Origin of the sequence: Algoriphagus locisalis (genome assembly GCF_900116615.1) — a bacterium.
GTDB lineage: Bacteria > Bacteroidota > Bacteroidia > Cytophagales > Cyclobacteriaceae > Algoriphagus > Algoriphagus locisalis.
Window position 1 is genome coordinate 199,714 of sequence record NZ_FPBF01000006.1, and the last position, 20,770, is coordinate 220,483.

Sequence of the window (20,770 nt, forward strand, 5' to 3'; positions counted from 1 at the left end):
TATAGTTTATTAATATTAAAAAAGCCACGGAAAATGTCCGTGGCTCTAATGAATATTGCAAGAGGTTTTTAATGATTACTCAACTCCACCCTTTCTTGTTGGAGAACGTACAGCAGGCCATTCAGCCGGCTCACCGCCTCTTCCAAGTGGTACTCGTACCTCTCTAGAGACCATATCATCTTCTTCACTAGCCATATAGACCATGATTGCTGCCATGATTACGTTGTTTTGCACATCATCAAATACGATTTTGTCATAGGTATCTAGGTTGGTATGCCAGGTATAATTGCCATATGACCAGCTAAGGGAACTCAAAGAAAACGCCGGAACGCCAGCCGCCACGAAGGAAGCATAGTCAGATCCACCGCCTCCAGGATTGCCCGGGAAAGTAGTTTCCACTTCTCTGGTGATCTCGCGAGGTACTTTTGACATCCATCTACCCAAATACTCATAGCTATGAATAAAACCTTGACCTGATACATTTGCCACTCTTCCAGTACCATTATCCTGATTGAAAAGTGCCTGGATTTTAGGCATCATTTCCGGATGATCTTCTACAAATGCTCTTGAACCGTTCAAACCTTGTTCTTCAGAACCCCAATGACCTACCAAGATTGTTCTTTTAGGATTAGGATATACTTCTTTCAAAACCCGCATTACTTCCATCATCATGATGGTACCTGTTCCGTTGTCTGTAGCACCAGTTCCGCCATCCCATGAATCAAAGTGTGCTGAAAGCATCACGTATTCGTCAGGTTTCTCGGTTCCTTTGATTTCTGCGATCGTATTGAAAGTAGGCACCATTCCGTTTTCCTTGGACTGAGCATTCAAGTGGATCATTGGCTTTTCTCCGTTTTCTGCCAATCTGAAAAGCAGTCCGTAATCTTCCAATGAAAGATCTACAGTAGGTACTTTCTTGGTATAGGCTGAGAAGATTTTATTTGCTCCGAAACCTTGAGACCAATAAGAAGTGATGATACCAAGCGCACCTGCATCTTCAAGCGCTGTAGGCAATTCTCGTCTTCCTTTCCCTGTTTTTTGAAGCCTTTCGTTCCAGGCTCTGTTGGATTCGGTACGGTCTTCTTTCATTTTTTCAAAAGACTCTTCAGTAGCGAATTCCTCCCAGTTGTAATCAGGACGACCAGTTAACTGAGGTGCAGAAATCATCACATATTTCCCTTTTACTGAAGGAAGCCAGGCCTGGAATGCTGCCTCGTCTGCCAACTCTGGAATCACAACAACTTCACCTTTGGCTCCACCTTCCGGCGAAGAAGGGCTCCAAGCCAATTGCTGTCCTGATAGGGACTTTGTCCAAGGAGCCACCATATCGATGTGAGAAATTCCACGTTCCCATCCTCTCCATTCACCCCATTGCTCATTGCGAGCTTCGATGCCCCAGCCTTTGTATTTCTCTACAGCCCAATCATGCGCCTTTTGCATTTGAGGAGAACCTACCAATCTTGGCCCAATTCCATCCATCAGTTCATGGCCGATTTGCTTTAGCTGTGAATTTTCAGTTTCCTCTTTAATGATCTTTTCGATCACCTCATCTTGAGCTTGGACGTTGCTACCTAGAAGTAGCATCAGACCCACCCCTAATAAGTATCTCTTTTTCATATTTGGATTGTTTTTTGGTTAAAATTATGCTTTGCTATGTTCAAATCCGCGCCGTTGGTGGATTTTTGACCGAATCTATTGACTTCTTGCTTTTTTGAAAAACCAATAGCTCTAAGTGAAACAAAGGAGTTCTATTTGACGCTTGTAAAGTAATCATGGAAAAATAGCAACTGATACTGAACTGCATCTCTCCAATAATCCCAGGTATGTCCTCCTGGTCCAGTAATGAAGGTATGAGGAATATTATTGTAAGCCAGTTTTTCGTGGAGTCTCACATTCACTTCGTAGAAGAAATCTTCTGTACCACAGCTAATGATTAGCTTCAACTTATTTGTAATCAGACGATTGCTTTGGTACATCACAGAATATTCTTCCCATCTCTCAGGATTTTCTGCTTTGGTGCCAAGGTATTTTTTCATCTCCCAGTTTTCTGGAAACGGCCCAATATCAACGCCTCCGCTTAAGCTTCCCGCTGCGCCAAAGGTGTCTTGATGCCGAAAAGCCAGGTACAAAGCACCATGCCCGCCCATGCTCAAGCCAGTGATAGCTCGTCCTTCACGACTTTTTACGGTGCTATATTTTTGGTCTATAAATTCTACCAATTCTTTTCCGACATAAGTCTCGTATTTGGAGCTTTCCACTTCTGGGCTGTCCCAATACCAGCTGCCAAAGTTTCCGTCGGGATTTACGATGATCATGTCATATTGATCTGCATAGGACTCTAATTGAGGGGCTTTCGTGATCCAGTCGGAGTAGTTTCCTGAATACCCGTGAAGTAAATAGACGACTGGGTAATCTTTGGATTTATTATAATCCTTTGGGGTGATCACTACGGCTTTAATTTCTTTTTGCATAGATGCGCTATACGTAGCGACTGTGTCCACGCTTGCCAGCGTAGTAAAGGTAATTAGCCAGAAATAAGTGAAAGCTAGAATGGAATAGTATTTACTGTTCATTATGGGGTTTATTTGAAAGGTATCGATAGTAAAAATGGCAAGGAATACTTGGAATTCCTGTTTTATAAGGCAGAAAATAATTGAGGTTAGGTAGCGAACAAGTGGAGGTGAGTTTAATAATGCTGGTGTAAAATTTTGTCAACTTTTCCCGAAAAACATATTCATGGAGGAGATTTGAATTTTTTTAGAGCCTTTTAACCCATCTTCTAAAAATTATACCAGAGGCATTGGGATTTCTTTGAGATGAATTAGATTGAGTGCGTTCTACTAAAATCTAGAAGCCATGCCAAAATTCTATCTTCCGCTTTTTTTCCTCATTTGCAATTTTTCTATTGCTCAATCCAGCAGAGGTTATTTTATGCATCCCGACCTAAATGGCGATCAACTCGTGTTTGTTGCTGAGGGTGATATTTGGAGAGTTCCGGTGGCTGGAGGAAATGCCATCCGATTGACTTCACATCCGGGAGATGAGTCTGATCCGAAGATTTCGCCGGATGGCCAATGGGTAGCATACGCTGCCAGCTACGAAGGCCCTACAGAAGTCTATGTGATGCCAATCGCCGGAGGACTACCCAAGCGATTGACATACGAGCCTGCTTCCTCGATTCCTACGGCATGGAAATCAGCTACAGAAATTGCCTATGTCACCAATCAATATTCTACACTACCAAAACTCAATACGGTAACTGTCGATGTAGAAAGCGGCGAGAAGCAACTTCTTCCTTTAGAAATGGCAGCAGAGGGAAGCTTCTCTGAAGATGGCTCAACTTACTTTTTTGTCAGACCGACTTTTCATAACAATGTCACCAAGCGCTACGAAGGGGGCACAGCTCGCCAGGTTTGGCAGTACACTGATGGGGCTGCTGAAGCAGTAAAATTGACAAAGGACTACAACGGTGAAGACCATCATCCTGTGCCGCATCAGGGAAAAGTATATTTTCTCTCCTCCCGAGATGGGATTGTGAATGTCTGGAGCATGGATGAGAATGGGGGGGCACTTGCTCAGCTATCCAAAGAGCCAAGCTTCGATGTTCGAGAATTTTCTGTTTCTGGAAATCAACTGGTTTACCGCGTAGGAGCAGACCTTAAATTAATGGAATTAGGAAGTGGTACGGCAAAGACTCTTGCGATTAAGCTCATTTCAGATTTCGATCAACTGCGGGAAAAATGGGTGGATAATCCTATGTCCTATCTCAGTGCGATGGCGGTTTCCAATGATGGGGAACGAGTGGTAATGACAACTAGAGGTCGGGTTTTTTCTGTTCCGGTAAAAGAAGGGCGGACTATACGTTTGAGCAGAAAAGATGGAGTTCGCTATCGAGATGCGATTTTTTCTCCAGATGGAAAATCGATTTTAACCTTCTCAGACGAGAGTTCAGAATTTGAAATTCATGAATACAATAGCCTTGGAATGGATCAGGGGAAACAAGTTTCGAAGAATGGGACTACCCTGAAATTTGATATGCTTCCTTCCCCAGATGGTTCTAAAATAGCCTTCAGGGATTTGAATCAGACGATTTGGGTGCTGGACAAAGCCTCTGGATCTCAGATCAAAGTGACAGATTCGGATGAAGATATTTCTTCGAGTATGGCTTGGTCTCCTGATGGAAAATGGCTAGCCTACGCCCAAGCTGCGAGCAATACTTTTTCGCAAATCCATGCCTTTAACATTGATAGCAAGAAGCGCATTGCGATGACTTCAGATCGAGCCAATAGCCTGAGCCCGCAGTGGAGTGCGGATGGAAATTGGTTCTATTTTCTCTCAGATAGAAATTTCCAGTCTGCGATAGGAAGCCCTTGGGGTACTCGTCAGCCGGAGCCTTTCTGGGAAAAGCAGATGAAAATCTATCAAATCGGTTTAAAAGATGGGCTTGTATCTCCTTTCTTTTTCAACAATGAATTACAAAAGGAGGCAGAGAAAGCACCTGAAAAAGTGACGGTAACTATTGAAGAAGATGGAATTCAGGAAAGGCTGCGGGAAGTGCCTGTGCCCGCAGGAAACTATAGCAATTTGATCGTCACTGATAAAGCGCTTTACTTCCATGAAATAGGCCCTGGAATGGGCGTATTTTATGGAGGAGGTGCAGGTGGTTCTGAAAAGGCTCCACTGATGATGGTCCCAATTTCCAACAAGCCAGAGCCAAAAGCATTTATCGATAACGTCAGGAATTATACAGTTTCGCTAAATAAGAAATACATACTTGTTCAAAGTGGCAGCACATATTCTGTAGTAGTATTAGGCACATCTCCAGTCTCTGACTTATCCAAAACCAAATTGGATATCAGCGGAGTAAAATACTCCATAGATCCTGCAGAAGACTGGAAGCAAATCTTTACAGATGCCTGGAGAATGGAGCGAGACTATTTCTATGATACAGGGATGCATGGTATCGATTGGGATGCGATGCATGAGAAATATCTTCCTTTGGTGGACCGGGTGACCACACGTGCGGAGCTTTCTGATGTGATTGGGGAAATGGTGGGCGAACTTTCCGTGTTGCACACTTCAGTTCGTGGAGGTGATCTGAGAGATGGGGAAGACAATATCAGTTTTGGACTACTCGGTGCAAAACTTAGTCGAAATGATAAGTTGAAGGGGTATTCTATTGATCACATCTATTTGTCGGATCCGGACTATCCTGATGAAATGTCTCCACTTTCACACCCGGATTTGAGTATTTCTGAAGGAGATATCATTACTCATATTGATGGAGTGGCCGTAATGGAAGTACCTGATATTTACTATTTATTGAGAGACAAAGCGGGCAAGCAGGTTCGGGTTTCATTGCTTTCTACCGACGGTAAAGCCAAATCAGATCAGATCCTTAAGCCCATGTCGGCTCAGGCAGAATCCAATCTTCGCTATAACGAATGGGAATACACCCGAAGATTAGAGACAGAGGCTAAATCTGATGGAGCCTTAGGTTATGTTCACCTTCGTGCGATGACTTCTGGTGATATTGGACAGTGGTATAGGGACTTTTATCCTCAATTTAAAAAAGATGGCTTGGTCATCGATATGCGCCAAAATAGGGGTGGAAATATCGATTCCTTTATTCTGGAGAAATTGATGCGGGAGGTTTTCTTTTACTGGAAAAGTAGAACCGGCGAACCGTATTGGAATATGCCCTATGCTTTTCGTGGTCATCTAGTTTTACTCGTGGATGAATTTACTGCTTCTGATGGAGAGGCTTTTGCTGAAGGCTTCAGAAGACTAGGAATGGGCAAAGCCATCGGTGCCCGAACTTGGGGTGGAGAAGTTTGGCTTTCTGGTTCAAATACCTTGACAGATAATGGCATCGCCAGAGCACCAATGAATGGAGTGTATGGCGAAGAAGGCGAATGGCTCATCGAAGGAGTCGGCTTTATCCCGGATATCGAAGTGATCAATATGCCTAAGGCGACTTTCGAAGGTAAAGATGCGCAATTGGAAGCAGCGATCGAGCATTTGAAAGAATTGATCAAGGCGGATCCAAGACCTATTCCTCAGGCTCCTGCCTATCCTGATAAGAGTTTTAAAAATGGCAAGAATTAAATAGTTATGGATATTACGCAAAAGACAAAATGAAAAGCCTTCGTTTTCTACATATTGTTTTGCTTACTATTTGTTTTTGCTTTCAGGTAAAGGCGCAACGTTCACCCAATATCATTCTAATTATGGCTGATGACTTGGGTTTCGAAACCTTGGGAGTTAATGGATCCGATGATTATAGTACGCCCAATCTGGACAAGTTGGCCGAGGAAGGAATGAATTTTACCCAGACCTATGCCATGCCACTCTGTACTCCCTCAAGGGTGCAAATCATGACCGGAAAGTACAATTTCAGGAATTATATAGGCTTCGGTTTACTTGATCCGAATGAACAGACATTTGCGGATTACTTGAAGGAAGCTGGATACAAAACCTTTGTTGCAGGCAAATGGCAGCTTTATGGAAATGAAAAGCAGCATGAGCTGGCAGGAGGAAAAATAGGTTCGCTACCTGAAGAAGCTGGGTTCGATGAATACTTTTTGTGGCAAATCAAGGAGCTAGGAAGCAGGTATAAAGATCCACTGATTAGCTCCAATACAGGTACCCAAACCCATGAAGGTAAGTATGGGCCGGATCTGTTTACCGAGCAGGTCAATCTCTTCATGGAGAAAAGTAAAAACGAGCCGTTTTTCATCTATTACCCGATGGCAATCACTCATGATCCTTTTGTGCCAACACCTGCAAATTCAGAGTTTGATGATTTTGACTCTAAATCCAAGATCAATGATCCGATTTACTTCGGAGAAATGGTCAACTACATGGATAAGCTGGTTGGGTTAATTGTAGCTAAAACTGAAGAACTAGGCATCCGTGAGAATACCTTGATTCTCTTCGTCGGTGATAATGGCACAGATAGAAAAGTGACTAGCTATCAAGGCGGGATTTCAATCAAAGGGGATAAGGGAAATACAACCACCGCAGGTACGCATGTCCCTTTCATTGCAAACTGGAAAGGAAAAATTCAGCCAGGAAGTACAAATAGTAATCTGATTGACTTCACGGATTTTCTTCCGACTCTCTTGGAGACAGTTAATTTTCAAAAAGATAAGTCAGTCCAATCTGATGGATTGAGCTTTTATCCACAGCTCTTGGGAGATAATTCTATTACACGCGAATGGATATATTGTTACTATGCTCCGAACTGGGGCAATTTTGAAAATAGTACTTACGTTCAGGACACAGATTGGAAGCTCTATGGAGATGGTAGGATATACTCGCTTTTAGAAGATCCTTTGGAGCAAACTCCACTGAAGAAAGAAGAACTTACTAACCTAACGAAAGCTAAAATTTCCATGTTCGAGTCAGTACTAGCGGAATACGAGGTAATGGAGAAATAGCTTTAATATAGATCAATGGCGGAAGTTCTATTGGACGTTTTTCTAAAACCCTCTTCGAAGTCAAGTTAAAAACTCAAAAATTCAATTGAGCCTGTAGCCTCAACAAACTTCCTGCTTGACGGTTATCCTGCACCTGAAAATCTTCGTATCGGCGATTAGAGAAAGTGTACATCGCTACTAACTCAAAAGACTTCATCGGTTGCCACTCCAATCCCAGTTCCAATTCTTTTACGGTGTAGCTTCTTGCGTCCATTTCATGCTTTTTCCCTCCATCGTAATACTGCAGGCGGGTAAATGGAATGAAATTTCCGGCGATATAGGAGAAGGTCACATAGCCACCATTGAGATTTTGAACTTCTATTTTCTGGGTTTCTTTGTTAAACTCAGGTCCTTTGCCTACCACGTATTCTGCCTGGATTCCGAATGGTCTTGGATAGAGTACAAATGAAGCCGCTACACGCTCATCCAGGTATTCCTTGCTTTCATTGGCATTGATCTCAGGACTTGTTTCCTGCAATACATACGTGCCGCGATATGCCTGAATTCCCGGCTCAATCACTTGATTTCCAACTTTTATAGGTAGAGAGAAGCGGGTGACAACATGGAATTTTCCGTTTCTATCCTTATGATTAGCTGTCTGACCATTGTAAACCCCCAAAGCGAAAACCCCAAAATCACCAGAGTGCTTCATCCCGTCTTTTTTCAGCTCAGTCATCATGTTCCGTTGTTGCTTATTTGCCCAGTAAAAGAACACCCCCACATCACGCTCGTCTTTTAACCCACTATTCAGCGCGTCGTCCCGATCCAAGGGAAGGCGCTGACTGCTGGATTGCATATTCTCATAGCCAAAAGGTACTTTACTCTGTCCTATTCTCAGGCGAAATTCATTTTTAAGATCTAATCCAAGATCGAAATAAGCATCTTTCAATCTTCCCACATGATCTGATTCACCGACGGACTTTGCAAAATCCGGTTGAAAATAGAAAAATACCCGAGGATGGATCTGACCATATATTTTGAAGCGGAGTCTTCTAAGGGAAAGTGAGTTTTCCTCTCCGCCCCAAGCCTCATCACACTGCTCACATTCCAGTGCTGGATTGGTTTGAAACAAGCCATTGTAGCGAACCTGCATGTATCCGCCCAGATGGATTTTGTCAAACCAACCCGGAGAAGTCTTTTCATCGTTTTTTTCCTCCTGAGCTTGCGCAAAGGAAAAGCTAAGAAGAAGCAGGAATGTGGCAAGTGTGAGTTTCTTAAGCATCGTAATAGTTTTTGAAGAACTGGCCAATCGATTTTGTCAGGGAGAAAAGATGAAGTGGAATACAGCTTAGTCATTGATTTTATGGAGTACTTCTCCTGTGGCGGAGAAAATGACTTTCCACTCTTCTGTGAAATTCTCAAGCTCTACTTTGTAGGTGACTTGCGAACCTTCTGTTATTTTCTTTGCACCGTCGATTCTTAGGTCTTTGAAATCAGAATTGATTTTGGAAGTCACTTGGTTTGGCAGATCCCCTTTGGAGATTTCTTCCTCATGCTTAAGCATATTGCCAGCGGCGTCATACCAGATTTCATGATCTGTACCCCAGCCAATTTCAAAATCCACATTGTAGTTGTCACCATCCAATTCCCATTCTATGTCTGATGCTTTTGGGAATTCCTTTCTGAAATTGTTTGCCACTACAGAAGGCACTTCACTTGGATGTATATCCTGGGCAAAAGTGGCTGCGGAAATAAGTGTTAGAGCTGATGCCATTAGTGTGATTTGCTTTTTCATTTTTGTATAGTTTTTAAGTTATACCTCAAAGAAAAAGGGGGAATCTGGAAACAATTGGGAATCTGAAGGCGATGGAAAAAATAGCTGCCGGAAATCCTAAAAAGAGTTTAAAGTGCAATCGCCTAAACGTGGTTTTAGCCTTTTATCCAGAATATGCTCAGTAGATGCGGAATCTCATTGTTTCCAGACAACGAAAATTTTAAATTAGGTTACTCGTTAACTTGCTTTTAGGAATTAATTTTCCAGCATTTACCCAATCTCAGCTGATGAAGAAATTACTCGTTGTCACTATTCTATTCTTGTCTTTTTATTCCTTGGGATATACTCAAACCAAGGATAAAAAGCCCAATATTATCCTGATTTTCATTGATGATATGGGATGGGCTGATTTATCCTCTTTTGGAAATACGGATGCCCAAACGCCGAATATTGATAAGATCGCCAGTGAGGGAATTTCCTTCGAGCAGTTTTATGTCAACTCCCCAATTTGCTCTCCGTCCCGGGTAGCAATCGCCACAGGCACTTATCCACAGCGCTGGAATATTACCTCATACCTGGACAATAGAAAGCAAAATGAGGCAAGAGGGATAGCAAATTGGCTGGATCCTTCAGCTCCTATGCTGGCGAGGAATCTACAGCAAGCTGGCTATGCTACTGGTCATTTTGGGAAGTGGCATATGGGTGGGCAGCGGGACGTCGCTGATGCTCCTCCGATCACAGACTATGGCTTTGATGAGTCCTTGACGAATTTCGAAGGGATGGGTCCCAAACTTCTGCCTATGACCAAAGATGAGACGGGAAAAGTAGGGAAGATCTGGCAAGATGCAGAGAATTTGGGTGAAGGCTATACTTGGATGCAGCGATCTGAGATCACGACGGGATTTGTGGATGGAGCACTGGATTTTATTGCCAAAGCGAGAGAAGAAGACAAACCATTCTATGTAAATATCTGGCCAGATGATGTTCACAGTCCTTATTGGCCACCATTTGAAGAATATGGATTGGCAAAAGAAGAGGGTAAAAGAGCACTGTATCTGGCGGTTTTGGAAGCAATGGATCAGCAAATGGGAAAGTTGTTCAAATACATCCAATCCAATGAAAAACTCAGAGAAAATACCCTGATTCTATTTTGCTCTGACAATGGCCCGGAATTAGGGGCTGGACGGGCAAGGGACTTGAAAGGCTACAAAACACATCTTTATGAGGGAGGAATTCGATCTTCTTTGATCGTATGGGGACCAGGTTTTATAGATAAAAGTGCAACAGGGAGCAGAAACAAGGAGTCAGTATTTTCTGCCATTGATTTTACGCCTTCGCTTTTAACATTTACAGAAAGCCCGAAAACCAACTTGACAGATGGGGAAAATGTCATTGAAACTATTCTGGGAAGGTCTGATGATTCCCGAAAAGCACCTATTTTCTTTAGCCGCCCTCCTGACCGAAAGAACTATTATGGAATCGAAAATCTACCTGACCTTGCTGTGAGGGATGGAAAGTGGAAATTGCTTTGCGACTACGACGGAAGTCGTCCGGAACTCTATAACATACCCGAAGATCCAGGAGAAACAAAAAATCTAGCTGACGCAAATCCCGAAATTACCAGAAGACTAGTCAAAGAAGTCACTTCTTGGTTTGCATCTATGCCTAAGCTTTAATGGAATTCTCTCACGACGATGCTGTGATCTAGGCTTTGAGGTTTATTTCAAAATCTCGTATGTTTCAAATGATTTACCACTGATTTAAAAATCCTTCTTTCTTCACTAAATTTTGGATTGAAACAGGAATAGCATTAACTGTCGCTATGATATGACTTCATTTAGACACATTCCAACTTTACGACCTAATAACCTTCAACCCATATTCACCTTAAAGCAATGCGCTCCATCAAAACTATACTTCACCTCAAATCCATACAATTTACAGATCGCGTGGACAATCGCCAGACCTAGCCCAGTGCTGGAATTGCTGCTGGTTTCTTTTTGAAAACGGTCAAAAATCTTCGAGGAGTCTAACGCTTCATGCTTTCCTGTATTTCTGATTCGAAGGGAGTTTTCTTGGATTTCCACTTGCACTTTTCCTCCCTCCACATTGTGGAAAATCGCATTCCGAAGGAGATTACTCACAAGTATTGAGGCCAGACTCTCATCCATCTGGTAGCTAAGTATAGCAAACTTATCCACAGTAATTTCCACGTTTCTAAATCCTGCAAAATCCTCCAAATCTTCGACAGATTGGTTTACCAATTTTGCAAAATCTACCTCAGCAGCTTCGTTAAACTGCCTGTTTTCTATTTTGGAAAGTAAAAGCAAGGACTTGTTCAGACGGGTCAAGCGCTGAATTGTCTGCAAAATCTGCCCGACATTTTCTGCATTTTCAGCTCCAAGACTTTCCTTTTCCAGCATCAATTCCAATTTGGTGGAAATAATCGCCAAGGGAGTCTGTAACTCATGGGAAGCATTTTCGGTAAATTTCTTTTGGTTGTAAAACGTTTCTCTTGCCCGGATAATCAGCGCATTCACCGCGATTTCCAATTCCCTGAATTCCTTGGTTTCTCCTGTTACCTGAGGCAGGGGCGTTTCCTTGTCTATCCGATAAGATTTCAACTCATTCAGCAAGGAATAAAAAGGTTTCCAAAGGCGCTTGAGCACTACATTGTTGATAAGTACTATGCTTACCACTAGAATCACATACAGCCAGATAATGGAATAAAACAGATCTTCGATCAGATCGTCTTCTTCTACAGTCGAGTTGAAAACAGTAAGCTGATAGTACTTCTCGCCATGCTTAAAAGCCGAGGTAAGCATGCGCACCGGCTCCAAATCATCTTCATTTTGCATGTAAAGCAAGGTATCCGTAAAATAATCACGCATACCTAGTGCTTCTTTTTCCGGGATCTGGTGAATTGTAAAATTGCCCTCTTCAAAATCCTTTTTTTCAAAAATCTGCTCATCATCTGCAGTTCGATTTATGATTAAAAGTTTGTAATTATCCAGGCCGTCATCTATGCTATCGTGGATCTCATCCAGCATGTTGAAATAAAAAATCGCAGACCAGATCGACACAATCAAAAAGATCGAAATTGAGAGATATTTGAGTGACTGGTTGAGTAGTTTCACAGCTCTACAAGTTTATAGCCCACCCCATAGATGGATTGGATTTCAATTTTTGCGTCAGAAGACTGTAACTTTTTACGTAGGTTTTTGATCTGGTAATAGATAAAATCAAAATTGTCTGCCTGATCGATATGGTCGCCCCAGACATGTTCAGCAAGGGCATTTTTGGTGATTAATCGATTCTTGTTGACCAAAAAATAGTTTAGGATGTCAAACTCTTTTCGGTTCAGCGGAAATAGCAATCCGTCCACAGAAAAAGTTCTTTCACTTAAGTCAAGATTGGTGTTTGCTGTGGCAATTTGATTCGAACCACTTAGATTTTTTCTTCGAAAAACTGCCTTGATTCGGGCGTTTAATTCAGCGATGTGAAAAGGCTTTGTCAAGTAATCATCTGCCCCCAAACCTAATCCTGTCAACTTATCGTCCAAGGAATCCTTTGCTGAAATAATGATCACATTACCGGAAATGTTGCTTTTCTTCAGCTCTTCAAGAATTTCCAAACCACTTCCACCTGGAAGCATAATGTCCAGTAGAATGCAGTCGTATTCATAGAGAGAGACTTTCTCCATGGCAGAATCAAAATCTGCTGCATGCTCCACCAGAAACAACTCTTTTTCCAGAGATGCTTTGATAGTAGCTGCCAATTCTGGCTCGTCTTCGATCAGCAAAATTTTCATGGATCCAAAAATACAGTTCAAATCTGGAAAGAATTGGGAATTTTGATATTTACTACTTATCCAAGTTTGAAAATTCAGCAGAGTTTGGACAACTTAGCACAGACAGTGTTTTTTCCTGCTTAAGCTATATAACACCTAATGAAATCAATCCCTCCATTTCCGGCGCTCCTCTTTTTATTGTCAGCTATAATAGTTATTTCCTGTCAGGAAAAAACAGAAAATGTACCTACACTCCAAGAGCAATTGCAGTCTAAACTAGACTCCATTCAAGGAGATGTTGCGGTAGCATTTTTCAATTTGTCTGATCCTTCAGACAGTTTGCTAATCAATGCAGACGAGGAATTTCATGCCGCGAGCACGATGAAAGTACCGGTGATGATAGAGCTTTATAAGCAACAAGAAGCAGGGAATCTTGATCTCAATGATTCTATTTTGCTGAAAAATGAATTCAAAAGTATCGTTGATGGCAGCCCGTATAGTATGGATATTGGTGTTGATAGCGATGATGTTATCTATAGCAAAATAGGCACTACCGTCGCGCTGAAAGACTTGATGTTTCCCATGATCACTGTGAGTAGCAATCTTGCCACTAACGTTCTGATCGAATTGGTAGGGGCAAAAAATGTGACTGCTACTATGAGGGATTTGGGAGCTTCCAAAATCGAAGTATTACGTGGCGTAGAAGATCAAAAAGCCTACGATCTTGGATTAAGTAATTCCACGACCGCGAAAGATCTGATGATCATCATGGCAGCCATTGCCCAGAATAAAGCTGGTACCAAGAAAGATTGTGATGAAATGATTCAAATCATGAAAGACCAGCAATTCAACGAAATCATACCTTTTTATCTACCTGAAGATGTTGCCGTAGCCCACAAAACGGGATCTATAACGGGTGTTCACCATGATGCTGGGATAGTATATCTGCCTGATGGGAGATCCTATGTGTTGGTTTTGCTTTCGAAAAATTTAGAAGATTTTGATAAAGGAACTGAGCAGTTGGCTGGGATTTCTAAGACTGTATATGAATATGTGGTTGGGAAGTGATTTCAAGCCGAAAACCAATCTTGGACTTTATTTGAGTTATTTGGTTACACATATTTTCCCTATTTTTAGTCTGTGGAAAAACTAGCTACACATATTGTAATCGACCAGAACATCCGTTTTGGCAAACCCTGTATTAGAGGGACAAGAATTGCAATTGTCGATATCCTCCAATGGCTGGCTTCTGGTATGAGTAATGCCGAAATACTTGAAGATTACCCGCTCCTGAAGGAAGATCATATTTTGGCTGCGCTTGCATTTGCTGCCAACAGAGAATCTTTTATCAAAATCGTCGCAGCATAGCATGGATTTGCTATTGGATGCAAATTTATCGTGGCGTTTGACGAAAAAACTTGAGGTCCATTTTGGAAAATGTTATCATGTGGATAGTATAAGACTAGCTGTACCAGCCAGAGATATTGACATTTGGAATTACGCGCTAAAAAGGGATTTGATTATCATTACAAATGATGATGATTTCCTAAATCTCGCTACTGTAAAGGGGTTTCCTCCCAAGGTGGTTTTGTTAAAAACTGGAAACCAAAGCAATTCCTATTTAGAGCAATTGCTAATCAAGCATAAAGAAGAAATTGTGAAATTGTCCGAGTCAATGGAATATGGTTTTTTAGAGATTGTTTAATCTATTTATTTACTCGTATTGATTTTTAGAGAAAGCCAATAGTCATCTAGGTAATTGGATGTATTTTAAAATTGTTTCCTTATTGGGAAATTGCTAATTTTGATTTCATTAGTTATGAAGCCGAATTTTGAAATAGAATTGTTGCCAGAAGCAGTTGAGTTTTTAGAAAATCTTGACCAAAAATCAAGAGATAAAATCTTATATAATCTCAAAAAAGCCCAATATGTAAATGACAATGAACTCTTCAAAAAACTCAATGACTTCATCTGGGAGTTTAGGACCAAGTATAATGGGAAAGCGTTTAGGTTGTTTTCATTTTGGGACAAAGCAGAAGGGAAGGACATTTTGATTGTTGCAACCCACGGAATTTTGAAGAAAACACAGAAAACCCCTAATAAAGAGATTAAGAAAGCTGAAGAAATTAGGAAAAGCTATCTAGCTTTTCGTGACTTAAAAGTCAGGGACAAATCAAAAAAGTAAATAATTATGGAAGATAAATTCAAAACAGTTTCGCTTGACTCGATGCTTGACAAGCATATAGGGAAGACAGGTACTGAGGACCGTGATATCTTTGAGAATGAGTTGAGAATAGATCTTTTGGGTCAAGCAATCAAGCAGGCACGACAAGAGCGTAATTTGACCCAGCAGCAATTAGGCGATCTGGTAGGTGTGCAAAAAGCCCAAATCTCTAAAATTGAAAACAGCGTTAAAAATGCGAGATTCGAAACTATCCTTAAAGTGTTTGATGCTTTGGGTGCTAAAGTGAATTTTAATGTGGAAATGAGCCATTAGACCATATAAAACTGTAAAACTAAAAAAGCCATCCCGGTCTCCCGAGATGGCTTTCTGCTTTTACTTCGTACCAAACTTATAGATACAGGTCTGTTCGTATTTTTCGCCAGGCTCCAAAATAGTGGAGGGGAAATTAGGCTGATTCGGAGAATCTGGATAATGCTGGGTTTCCAAGCAGAATGCAGATCTCAGCTCATAGACTTTTCCACCTTTTCCTGAAACTGATCCATCTAGGAAATTTCCGCTGTAGAACTGAATGGCTGGTTCAGTAGTCCAAACTTCCATTTCTATTCCTGTCTGAGGTGAAGAAATCACTGCTGCCTCAGTCAATTCATTTCCGGATTTGTCCAGCACCCAGTTGTGGTCATATCCACCACCGAATTTCAACTGCTGATTTTCCTGATCGATACGGTCACCGATTTTGGTTGCAGTAGTAAAGTCAAAAGGAGTTCCATCCACATTGGCGATCTCGCCTGTTGGTATTAGCACCTCATTTACAGGAGTGAACTTGCTCGCATTCAGCTTTAGTGTATGATCCAGCACATCACCATTTCCAGCACCATTCAAATTAAAGAACGAGTGGTGTGTCAAGTTTACCGGAGTGGCTTTGTCTGTTTCCGCTTCATACGTGACCTTGAATTCATTGTCACCTGTAAGTGTATAGACCATTTTCACTTTCAGTTCTCCAGGGAATCCTTCTTCTCCATCTGGAGAAGTATAGCTGAAAATCAGTCCGTTTTCTCCGGATTTCTCTACATCCCAAATTACAAAGTCCATTCCACCTGGCCCACCATGAAGTGTCTGTCCATTGTTATTCTGAGGCAAAGTATATTCCTCTCCATTCAGCGTGAATTTCCCATCAGCAATTCGATTGCCATAACGGCCGATCGCTGCGCCAAAGTATTTCTCACCACTTGTAGTGTACTCGTCCAAGGTCTCAAACCCAAGTACTACATCTACCAGGTTTCCATCTTTATCCGGAACCCAAAGGTTGGTAACTCGTGCACCGAAATTGGTGACTTTCATTTTCATGCCATTGGCATTTTTGATCTCGTATGTTTCCACTTTTTTGTTTTGAAAGGTTGTACCAAAAACCTGCTCTTGGGCTGGTTCTTCGGCTTTAGTTTCTTCTTTTGGTTTGCTTTCGCAGCTGTAAAGTACTATTCCCAATGCTGCTGCGCCAAGGATTTTATTGAAATGATAATTCATGGGCTTACTTTTTATATAAAGGTGAATGTATGCTTTTCATCTTTGACACATCGAATTTGATGATTTTTCTATCGTAAGTCATCAGTCCATTGGTTTCCACTTCCACATCGCTGGTCTGTGTGTAAACAGCCGCTGAAAGTCCCGCTTCCACCAATTCGCCTAAACGTATCATCAATCCAGCATAGCGATTATAAAGCTCTTCCTGATTTTTGAAACTCTGATAACCCCAGTTGTCTTTTTGTTGCCAAACGTGCCCATCTACAGGAAGACCCAACCCGCCAAATTCTCCAAGTACCAAGATATTATCTTTTCCATAAATTTTTGGATCAGGCATTTTTGCATCTGGATAGTTATGCAAATCGATGATGTCACCGGCGATTTTGGTTTCTTCCATTTCAAAGTTTCCACCACTTGCACTATTTACCAATCTTGTAGGATCGTGTTTCTTGGTCCAATCGGTTATTTCCTTGGTTTTAAACTGACCCCAAGCTTCATTGAAAGGCACCCAAACAACGATAGAAGGAAAATTATAGAAATCATCCATGATTTCTTTCCATTCTTCGCGGAAAATTGCTTCTGATTCAGGAGTTCTGTCGCGATCTGACTGCTCACCCAACACAGCAAGTTTCATTTCCCAGCCATTTCCCATGTCTCCACTAGGCATATCCTGCCATACCAGCATACCCATTTTATCACAGGCATGATACCACGTTGCAGGCTCTACTTTCACGTGCTTTCTGATCATGTTGAAACCCATATCCTGAGTCTTTTGTATGTCAAAAACCATGGCTTCATGGCTTGGAGCCGTGTACAAACCGTCAGGGAACCAGCCTTGATCAAGCGGCCCATACTGGAACAAGAACTCGCCATTCAGCATCATGCGCTGAATTCCATTTTCATCTGGAGCCATGCTGATTTCTCTCAATGCCGCATAACTTCCGACTGCATCCAGCACCTTTTTTCCATCCAGTAATTCTACTTGTAGATCATAAAGAACTGGATTTCCCGGAGCCCAAAGCTCAGCATCTTTTATAGTCAACTTTGCAGTTTCTGCAGGAGCTACTGTTTTCTCTGCTAGCATAACGCCATCTTTCCAAGCAGACACTTTTACCTGCTGTCCAGCGGATGCACCTGCAATTTCTGGTGTCACCAGTATCTGCTTGCTTTGAATATCTGATGCATTTCTCAATCCGGAAATATATGCTGCTGGTACAGTTTCTAACCAAACCGTTTGCCAGATTCCGGTTACCGGAGTGTACCAAATGCCGTGAGGGTTTTTGATCTGCTTGCCTCTTGGCTGAGGCCCGTCATCACTTGGATCCCATACCCGAACTTGCAGGTTTTGGGTTTTTCCTGATTTCAGATGTTGGGTGATGTCGAATTGAAAAGGATCATATCCGCCTTTGTGTTTACCTACGCTTTGACCATTTACAAAAACTTCAGTTTCCCAGTCAGATGCTCCGAAATGCAATAAAACTTTGTCTTTGCTCGATTTCTTTGGAGTGGAAAAAGTAGTATTGTACCAAAGCTCATTGTCTTTTCCCACTGTTTTTCCTACACCCGAAAGCGCGGATTCTACTGCGAAGGGAACTAGTATTTCTCCATCAAAGCTTGTTGGAACAGCCTGCCCTTTTGGTTTGATCGCATAGTCCCAAAGTCCGTTTAGATTCACCCAGTTTTCCCGGGTCATCTGAGGACGGGGATATTCCTGGTGAACATTTTCAGGAGTGACCTGAGTAGCCCACTCAGTCATGATTTTCCCTTCCACAGGTTTATAGGAGGAGGATTGGGCTGTCGCAAAGTGCTGCGCAAAAAGGAGACATGCGCCAATAAAGAGGGTTTTCTTCATAGGTTTAAGAGGTTTTTGTTTCAATACAAGAGCTTAAAATATATTAGACATGTTTTTTTATCTCAAAATTTAGTTTTGTAATTTCTCCCATCAGGAGCAGTTGTTTCCTAAATGGAAATAACTGAATTCTCGTGAAGTTCACCTTCTTTCAGAACTTGTAAAAATTCCTTACAAGTTGCCGATCCTACTTCTAATAAATCCTCACTTCCTTAAAATGAGCATAGGAATCTGTAGCTCCTTTAGCTACCAAACCCAACCGGAAACCCATTCCCCAAGGCACTAAATGCTTTACATCTTGAGTATCTCCAACTTGAATTGTTTCACCGTCCACAATCGCTGAGGTAGTCATATTATAACCATCTTTCATGCTCAAAATCAACTTTACTTGCTTATTGGATGGAATTGTAACAGTGGCAATTTCTCTGGTTTTTTGGTTGATAGTCTCCCAAAGTATTAGCTGATCTCCTTTTACAGAAATACCCATTCCAGCAGGAGGAGCACCAAAACCGTTATTTGCTCCACCGATTACCGCCAATCCTGCAGCAGCTTTTCCATCGGGAATTACTGTCGCTTCGTATTGATAATCCAGTGATTTAGTACCCTGGACTAAAAGTGTCCCTAAGGTTTCATTTTCTTCAGAAGCCTGAAGTTTCAGTCCTTTTTTACCTGTTTCGTACTGAATATCCTGCGTCACACGCCATTGCCAAATTGGATCTAATCGTTTTTTAAAATTATCCGAGAATTCTAACGATGCTTTGCTTCGTTCGTAGCCAGCATTATTGGCTAAAATTGGCCAGTTATCAGCCGTCCATTCTATTTTTTCCAATACTCCCTGACGGCCTACATACACAGATCCTTCCTTATTATAGGCATGGTAAAGCATCCACAGGTCACCATCTTTCTCCACCACAGTTCCATGACCGGCACATTTCCAGTTGTCATTGTCTTTCAACACAGGGTTCATCTCGTATTTTTCCCAAGGACCTAACAATGACTTGCTTCGAGCCACTCCAGTGACATAATCACAGGAAATCTCGCAACATCCACGTGCAGAATACGTCGCATAGAAATAGCCGTTTTTCTGAAAAATTGCTACTCCTTCTACGAGTCCACCTTCCCAAGCCTGATCATTTCGGAAAAGCTCATGTTTCTCGCCGATCAATTCGGTTCGCTCTTCATTTACTTCCTGCGCCCAAATAGGGGTTTTTTGACCTTTGCTATTCCCATCTTCTTTCCACAAGACGTAGATTTTACCGTTTTCATCCCTAGCTTCAAAGGCATCTATGGAACCATATTCCTGAGCCACCAGAGGTCCGTGATCGGTAAACATACCGGATGGTGAATCTGCGCTGGCTACCGCCACACTCAGTCGATTGCTCTCCTTATCTCTTGCGGTGTAGTAGGCGTAGATTTTTCCTTGCTCTTCATCGTAAGAAAGCTCTGGTGCCCAAAAGTTGTTCTTGGCCCAGTCAGGAGCTCCATCTGGAAACACATAGTTCACCAGTTCCCAGTTCACGAGATCATCGGATTTGAAAATGGGAAAAAGTGGTGCCCACTCATTGGAAGTGGCCGAAGCATAATAATATTTTCCGATTTTGATTACTGTGGGATCTGGACGGTCTCCTGCCAAAACAGGATTGTCAAATGCTCGGTTTTGGGAAAAAGTTGTCTGCGATACTCCCAAAATCAGGAAAAAAGCAGTCGCTGTTAAAAGAAGTTTACTCATTACTTTTTGGGCTGTTTTCTAAGTGAGGAAATGTGGGGATCCGTAATCTGGCGGCTCCCATGGGAATCAAAGTCACTTCTACCTCTGGCTGATCTGAAGTTTTTGGAAGGTCTTTCAACTCTCCTACCAAGCCATGCTCATCCAATTGCCATTCTGGAATCTGACGCGTTTTTGCTATGATCTTTACCGGTAGTACTTCTTTAAATGAAAAAAGGAGATCTGACTACCTTCAGGTTTCACCGCGCCGACAGGCAACTTAAGCAATGCACTGGGAGCCAAAGGCGCCCGGTTGCTGATGTAAAATTGATTGGTGTTTTCTGTAGGAATCCGGTCAAGGAGTTTGACCGGATTATTGGATTCATTTTTTGGATTACAAGAAATCAGTTCTGCACAGAGAAGTAGTGCAAGGGTTGATTTAAAGTGGTTTCTTGACATTTTTAGCAGGTTTTGGGACAATGAAAGTTCCCGAAAGTGCGACACCTTGCTTCAAACTAGGTTTGATCT

18 protein-coding genes are annotated in these 20,770 nt (G+C 42.0%); 8 read left to right on the forward strand and 10 right to left on the reverse strand.

Going from position 1 to position 20,770, the window contains the following annotated elements; all coding sequences use genetic code 11:
- Positions 1 to 75 precede the first annotated feature (75 nt).
- Entirely contained in the window at positions 76 to 1,617 is a 1,542-nt protein-coding gene (locus BM386_RS16940) for a M20/M25/M40 family metallo-hydrolase (RefSeq protein ID WP_091696453.1), read from the reverse strand.
- 131 nt (positions 1,618 to 1,748) lie between these two features.
- Positions 1,749 to 2,573, reverse strand: a complete 825-nt coding sequence (locus BM386_RS16945; protein WP_091696455.1) for an alpha/beta hydrolase — start codon at positions 2,571 to 2,573, stop codon at positions 1,749 to 1,751.
- Positions 2,574 to 2,856: 283 nt separating this feature from the next.
- Here BM386_RS16945 and BM386_RS16950 point away from each other — a divergent pair, with 283 nt between their 5' ends.
- Positions 2,857 to 6,108: a S41 family peptidase gene (locus tag BM386_RS16950; RefSeq protein WP_091696456.1), complete on the forward strand. Its 3,252-nt coding sequence runs from the start codon at positions 2,857 to 2,859 to the stop codon at positions 6,106 to 6,108.
- 29 nt (positions 6,109 to 6,137) lie between these two features.
- Positions 6,138 to 7,442 (forward strand): sulfatase family protein, encoded by a 1,305-nt coding sequence (locus BM386_RS16955; protein WP_091696458.1) that lies wholly within the window; start codon positions 6,138 to 6,140, stop codon positions 7,440 to 7,442.
- A gap of 73 nt (positions 7,443 to 7,515) precedes the next feature.
- Here BM386_RS16955 and BM386_RS16960 read toward each other — a convergent pair whose 3' ends face one another.
- Positions 7,516 to 8,703 (reverse strand): porin, encoded by a 1,188-nt coding sequence (locus BM386_RS16960; RefSeq protein WP_091696459.1) that lies wholly within the window; start codon positions 8,701 to 8,703, stop codon positions 7,516 to 7,518.
- Between the two features lie 66 nt (positions 8,704 to 8,769).
- The gene (locus tag BM386_RS16965; protein ID WP_091696461.1) at positions 8,770 to 9,216 is read right to left on the reverse strand and encodes a PepSY-like domain-containing protein; all 447 of its coding nucleotides are present in this window, start codon (positions 9,214 to 9,216) and stop codon (positions 8,770 to 8,772) included.
- Between the two features lie 266 nt (positions 9,217 to 9,482).
- Between BM386_RS16965 and BM386_RS16970 the strand changes: the two genes are divergently transcribed.
- Positions 9,483 to 10,871, forward strand: a complete 1,389-nt coding sequence (locus BM386_RS16970) for a sulfatase family protein (protein ID WP_091696753.1) — start codon at positions 9,483 to 9,485, stop codon at positions 10,869 to 10,871.
- A gap of 195 nt (positions 10,872 to 11,066) precedes the next feature.
- Here BM386_RS16970 and BM386_RS16975 read toward each other — a convergent pair whose 3' ends face one another.
- Positions 11,067 to 12,332, reverse strand: coding sequence for a sensor histidine kinase (locus BM386_RS16975; RefSeq protein WP_091696463.1), 1,266 nt, complete (start codon positions 12,330 to 12,332; stop codon positions 11,067 to 11,069).
- A complete protein-coding gene (locus tag BM386_RS16980) occupies positions 12,329 to 13,006 on the reverse strand; it encodes a response regulator transcription factor (protein WP_091696464.1) in 678 nt (225 codons plus the stop codon). The genes BM386_RS16975 and BM386_RS16980 overlap by 4 nt, the downstream gene beginning before the upstream one ends.
- Positions 13,007 to 13,144: 138 nt before the next feature.
- Here BM386_RS16980 and BM386_RS16985 point away from each other — a divergent pair, with 138 nt between their 5' ends.
- The 5 genes from BM386_RS16985 to BM386_RS17005 all read left to right on the forward strand — a co-directional run bounded on the left by BM386_RS16985 (position 13,145) and on the right by BM386_RS17005 (position 15,482).
- Complete coding sequence (locus BM386_RS16985) at positions 13,145 to 14,053, forward strand: serine hydrolase (RefSeq protein WP_091696466.1); 909 nt, start codon at positions 13,145 to 13,147, stop codon at positions 14,051 to 14,053.
- A 72-nt stretch (positions 14,054 to 14,125) separates the two neighbouring features.
- Positions 14,126 to 14,353 carry a DUF433 domain-containing protein gene (locus tag BM386_RS16990; protein WP_091696468.1) on the forward strand — a complete coding sequence of 76 codons (228 nt, stop codon included), beginning with the start codon at positions 14,126 to 14,128 and terminating at the stop codon, positions 14,351 to 14,353.
- A 1-nt stretch (position 14,354) separates the two neighbouring features.
- The gene (locus tag BM386_RS16995) at positions 14,355 to 14,690 is read left to right on the forward strand and encodes a DUF5615 family PIN-like protein (RefSeq protein WP_091696469.1); all 336 of its coding nucleotides are present in this window, start codon (positions 14,355 to 14,357) and stop codon (positions 14,688 to 14,690) included.
- Positions 14,691 to 14,804: 114 nt separating this feature from the next.
- Positions 14,805 to 15,170 (forward strand): type II toxin-antitoxin system RelE/ParE family toxin, encoded by a 366-nt coding sequence (locus BM386_RS17000; protein WP_091696471.1) that lies wholly within the window; start codon positions 14,805 to 14,807, stop codon positions 15,168 to 15,170.
- A gap of 6 nt (positions 15,171 to 15,176) precedes the next feature.
- The gene (locus BM386_RS17005; RefSeq protein WP_091696473.1) at positions 15,177 to 15,482 is read left to right on the forward strand and encodes a helix-turn-helix domain-containing protein; all 306 of its coding nucleotides are present in this window, start codon (positions 15,177 to 15,179) and stop codon (positions 15,480 to 15,482) included.
- 60 nt (positions 15,483 to 15,542) lie between these two features.
- On the opposite strand, the gene BM386_RS17010 is transcribed toward BM386_RS17005, so the two are convergent.
- The 4 genes from BM386_RS17010 to BM386_RS17025 form a co-directional block, all read right to left on the reverse strand.
- Entirely contained in the window at positions 15,543 to 16,691 is a 1,149-nt protein-coding gene (locus tag BM386_RS17010) for an aldose epimerase family protein (RefSeq protein WP_091696474.1), read from the reverse strand.
- A 4-nt stretch (positions 16,692 to 16,695) separates the two neighbouring features.
- On the reverse strand, positions 16,696 to 18,540 hold the full coding sequence (locus BM386_RS17015; RefSeq protein ID WP_091696476.1) for a glycoside hydrolase family 2 protein: 1,845 nt from the start codon (positions 18,538 to 18,540) through the stop codon (positions 16,696 to 16,698).
- A gap of 190 nt (positions 18,541 to 18,730) precedes the next feature.
- Positions 18,731 to 20,266, reverse strand: coding sequence for a glycoside hydrolase family 43 protein (locus BM386_RS17020; RefSeq protein WP_091696478.1), 1,536 nt, complete (start codon positions 20,264 to 20,266; stop codon positions 18,731 to 18,733).
- A 183-nt stretch (positions 20,267 to 20,449) separates the two neighbouring features.
- On the reverse strand, positions 20,450 to 20,701 hold the full coding sequence (locus tag BM386_RS17025) for a hypothetical protein (protein ID WP_091696480.1): 252 nt from the start codon (positions 20,699 to 20,701) through the stop codon (positions 20,450 to 20,452).
- Between the last annotated feature and the right edge of the window lie 69 nt (positions 20,702 to 20,770).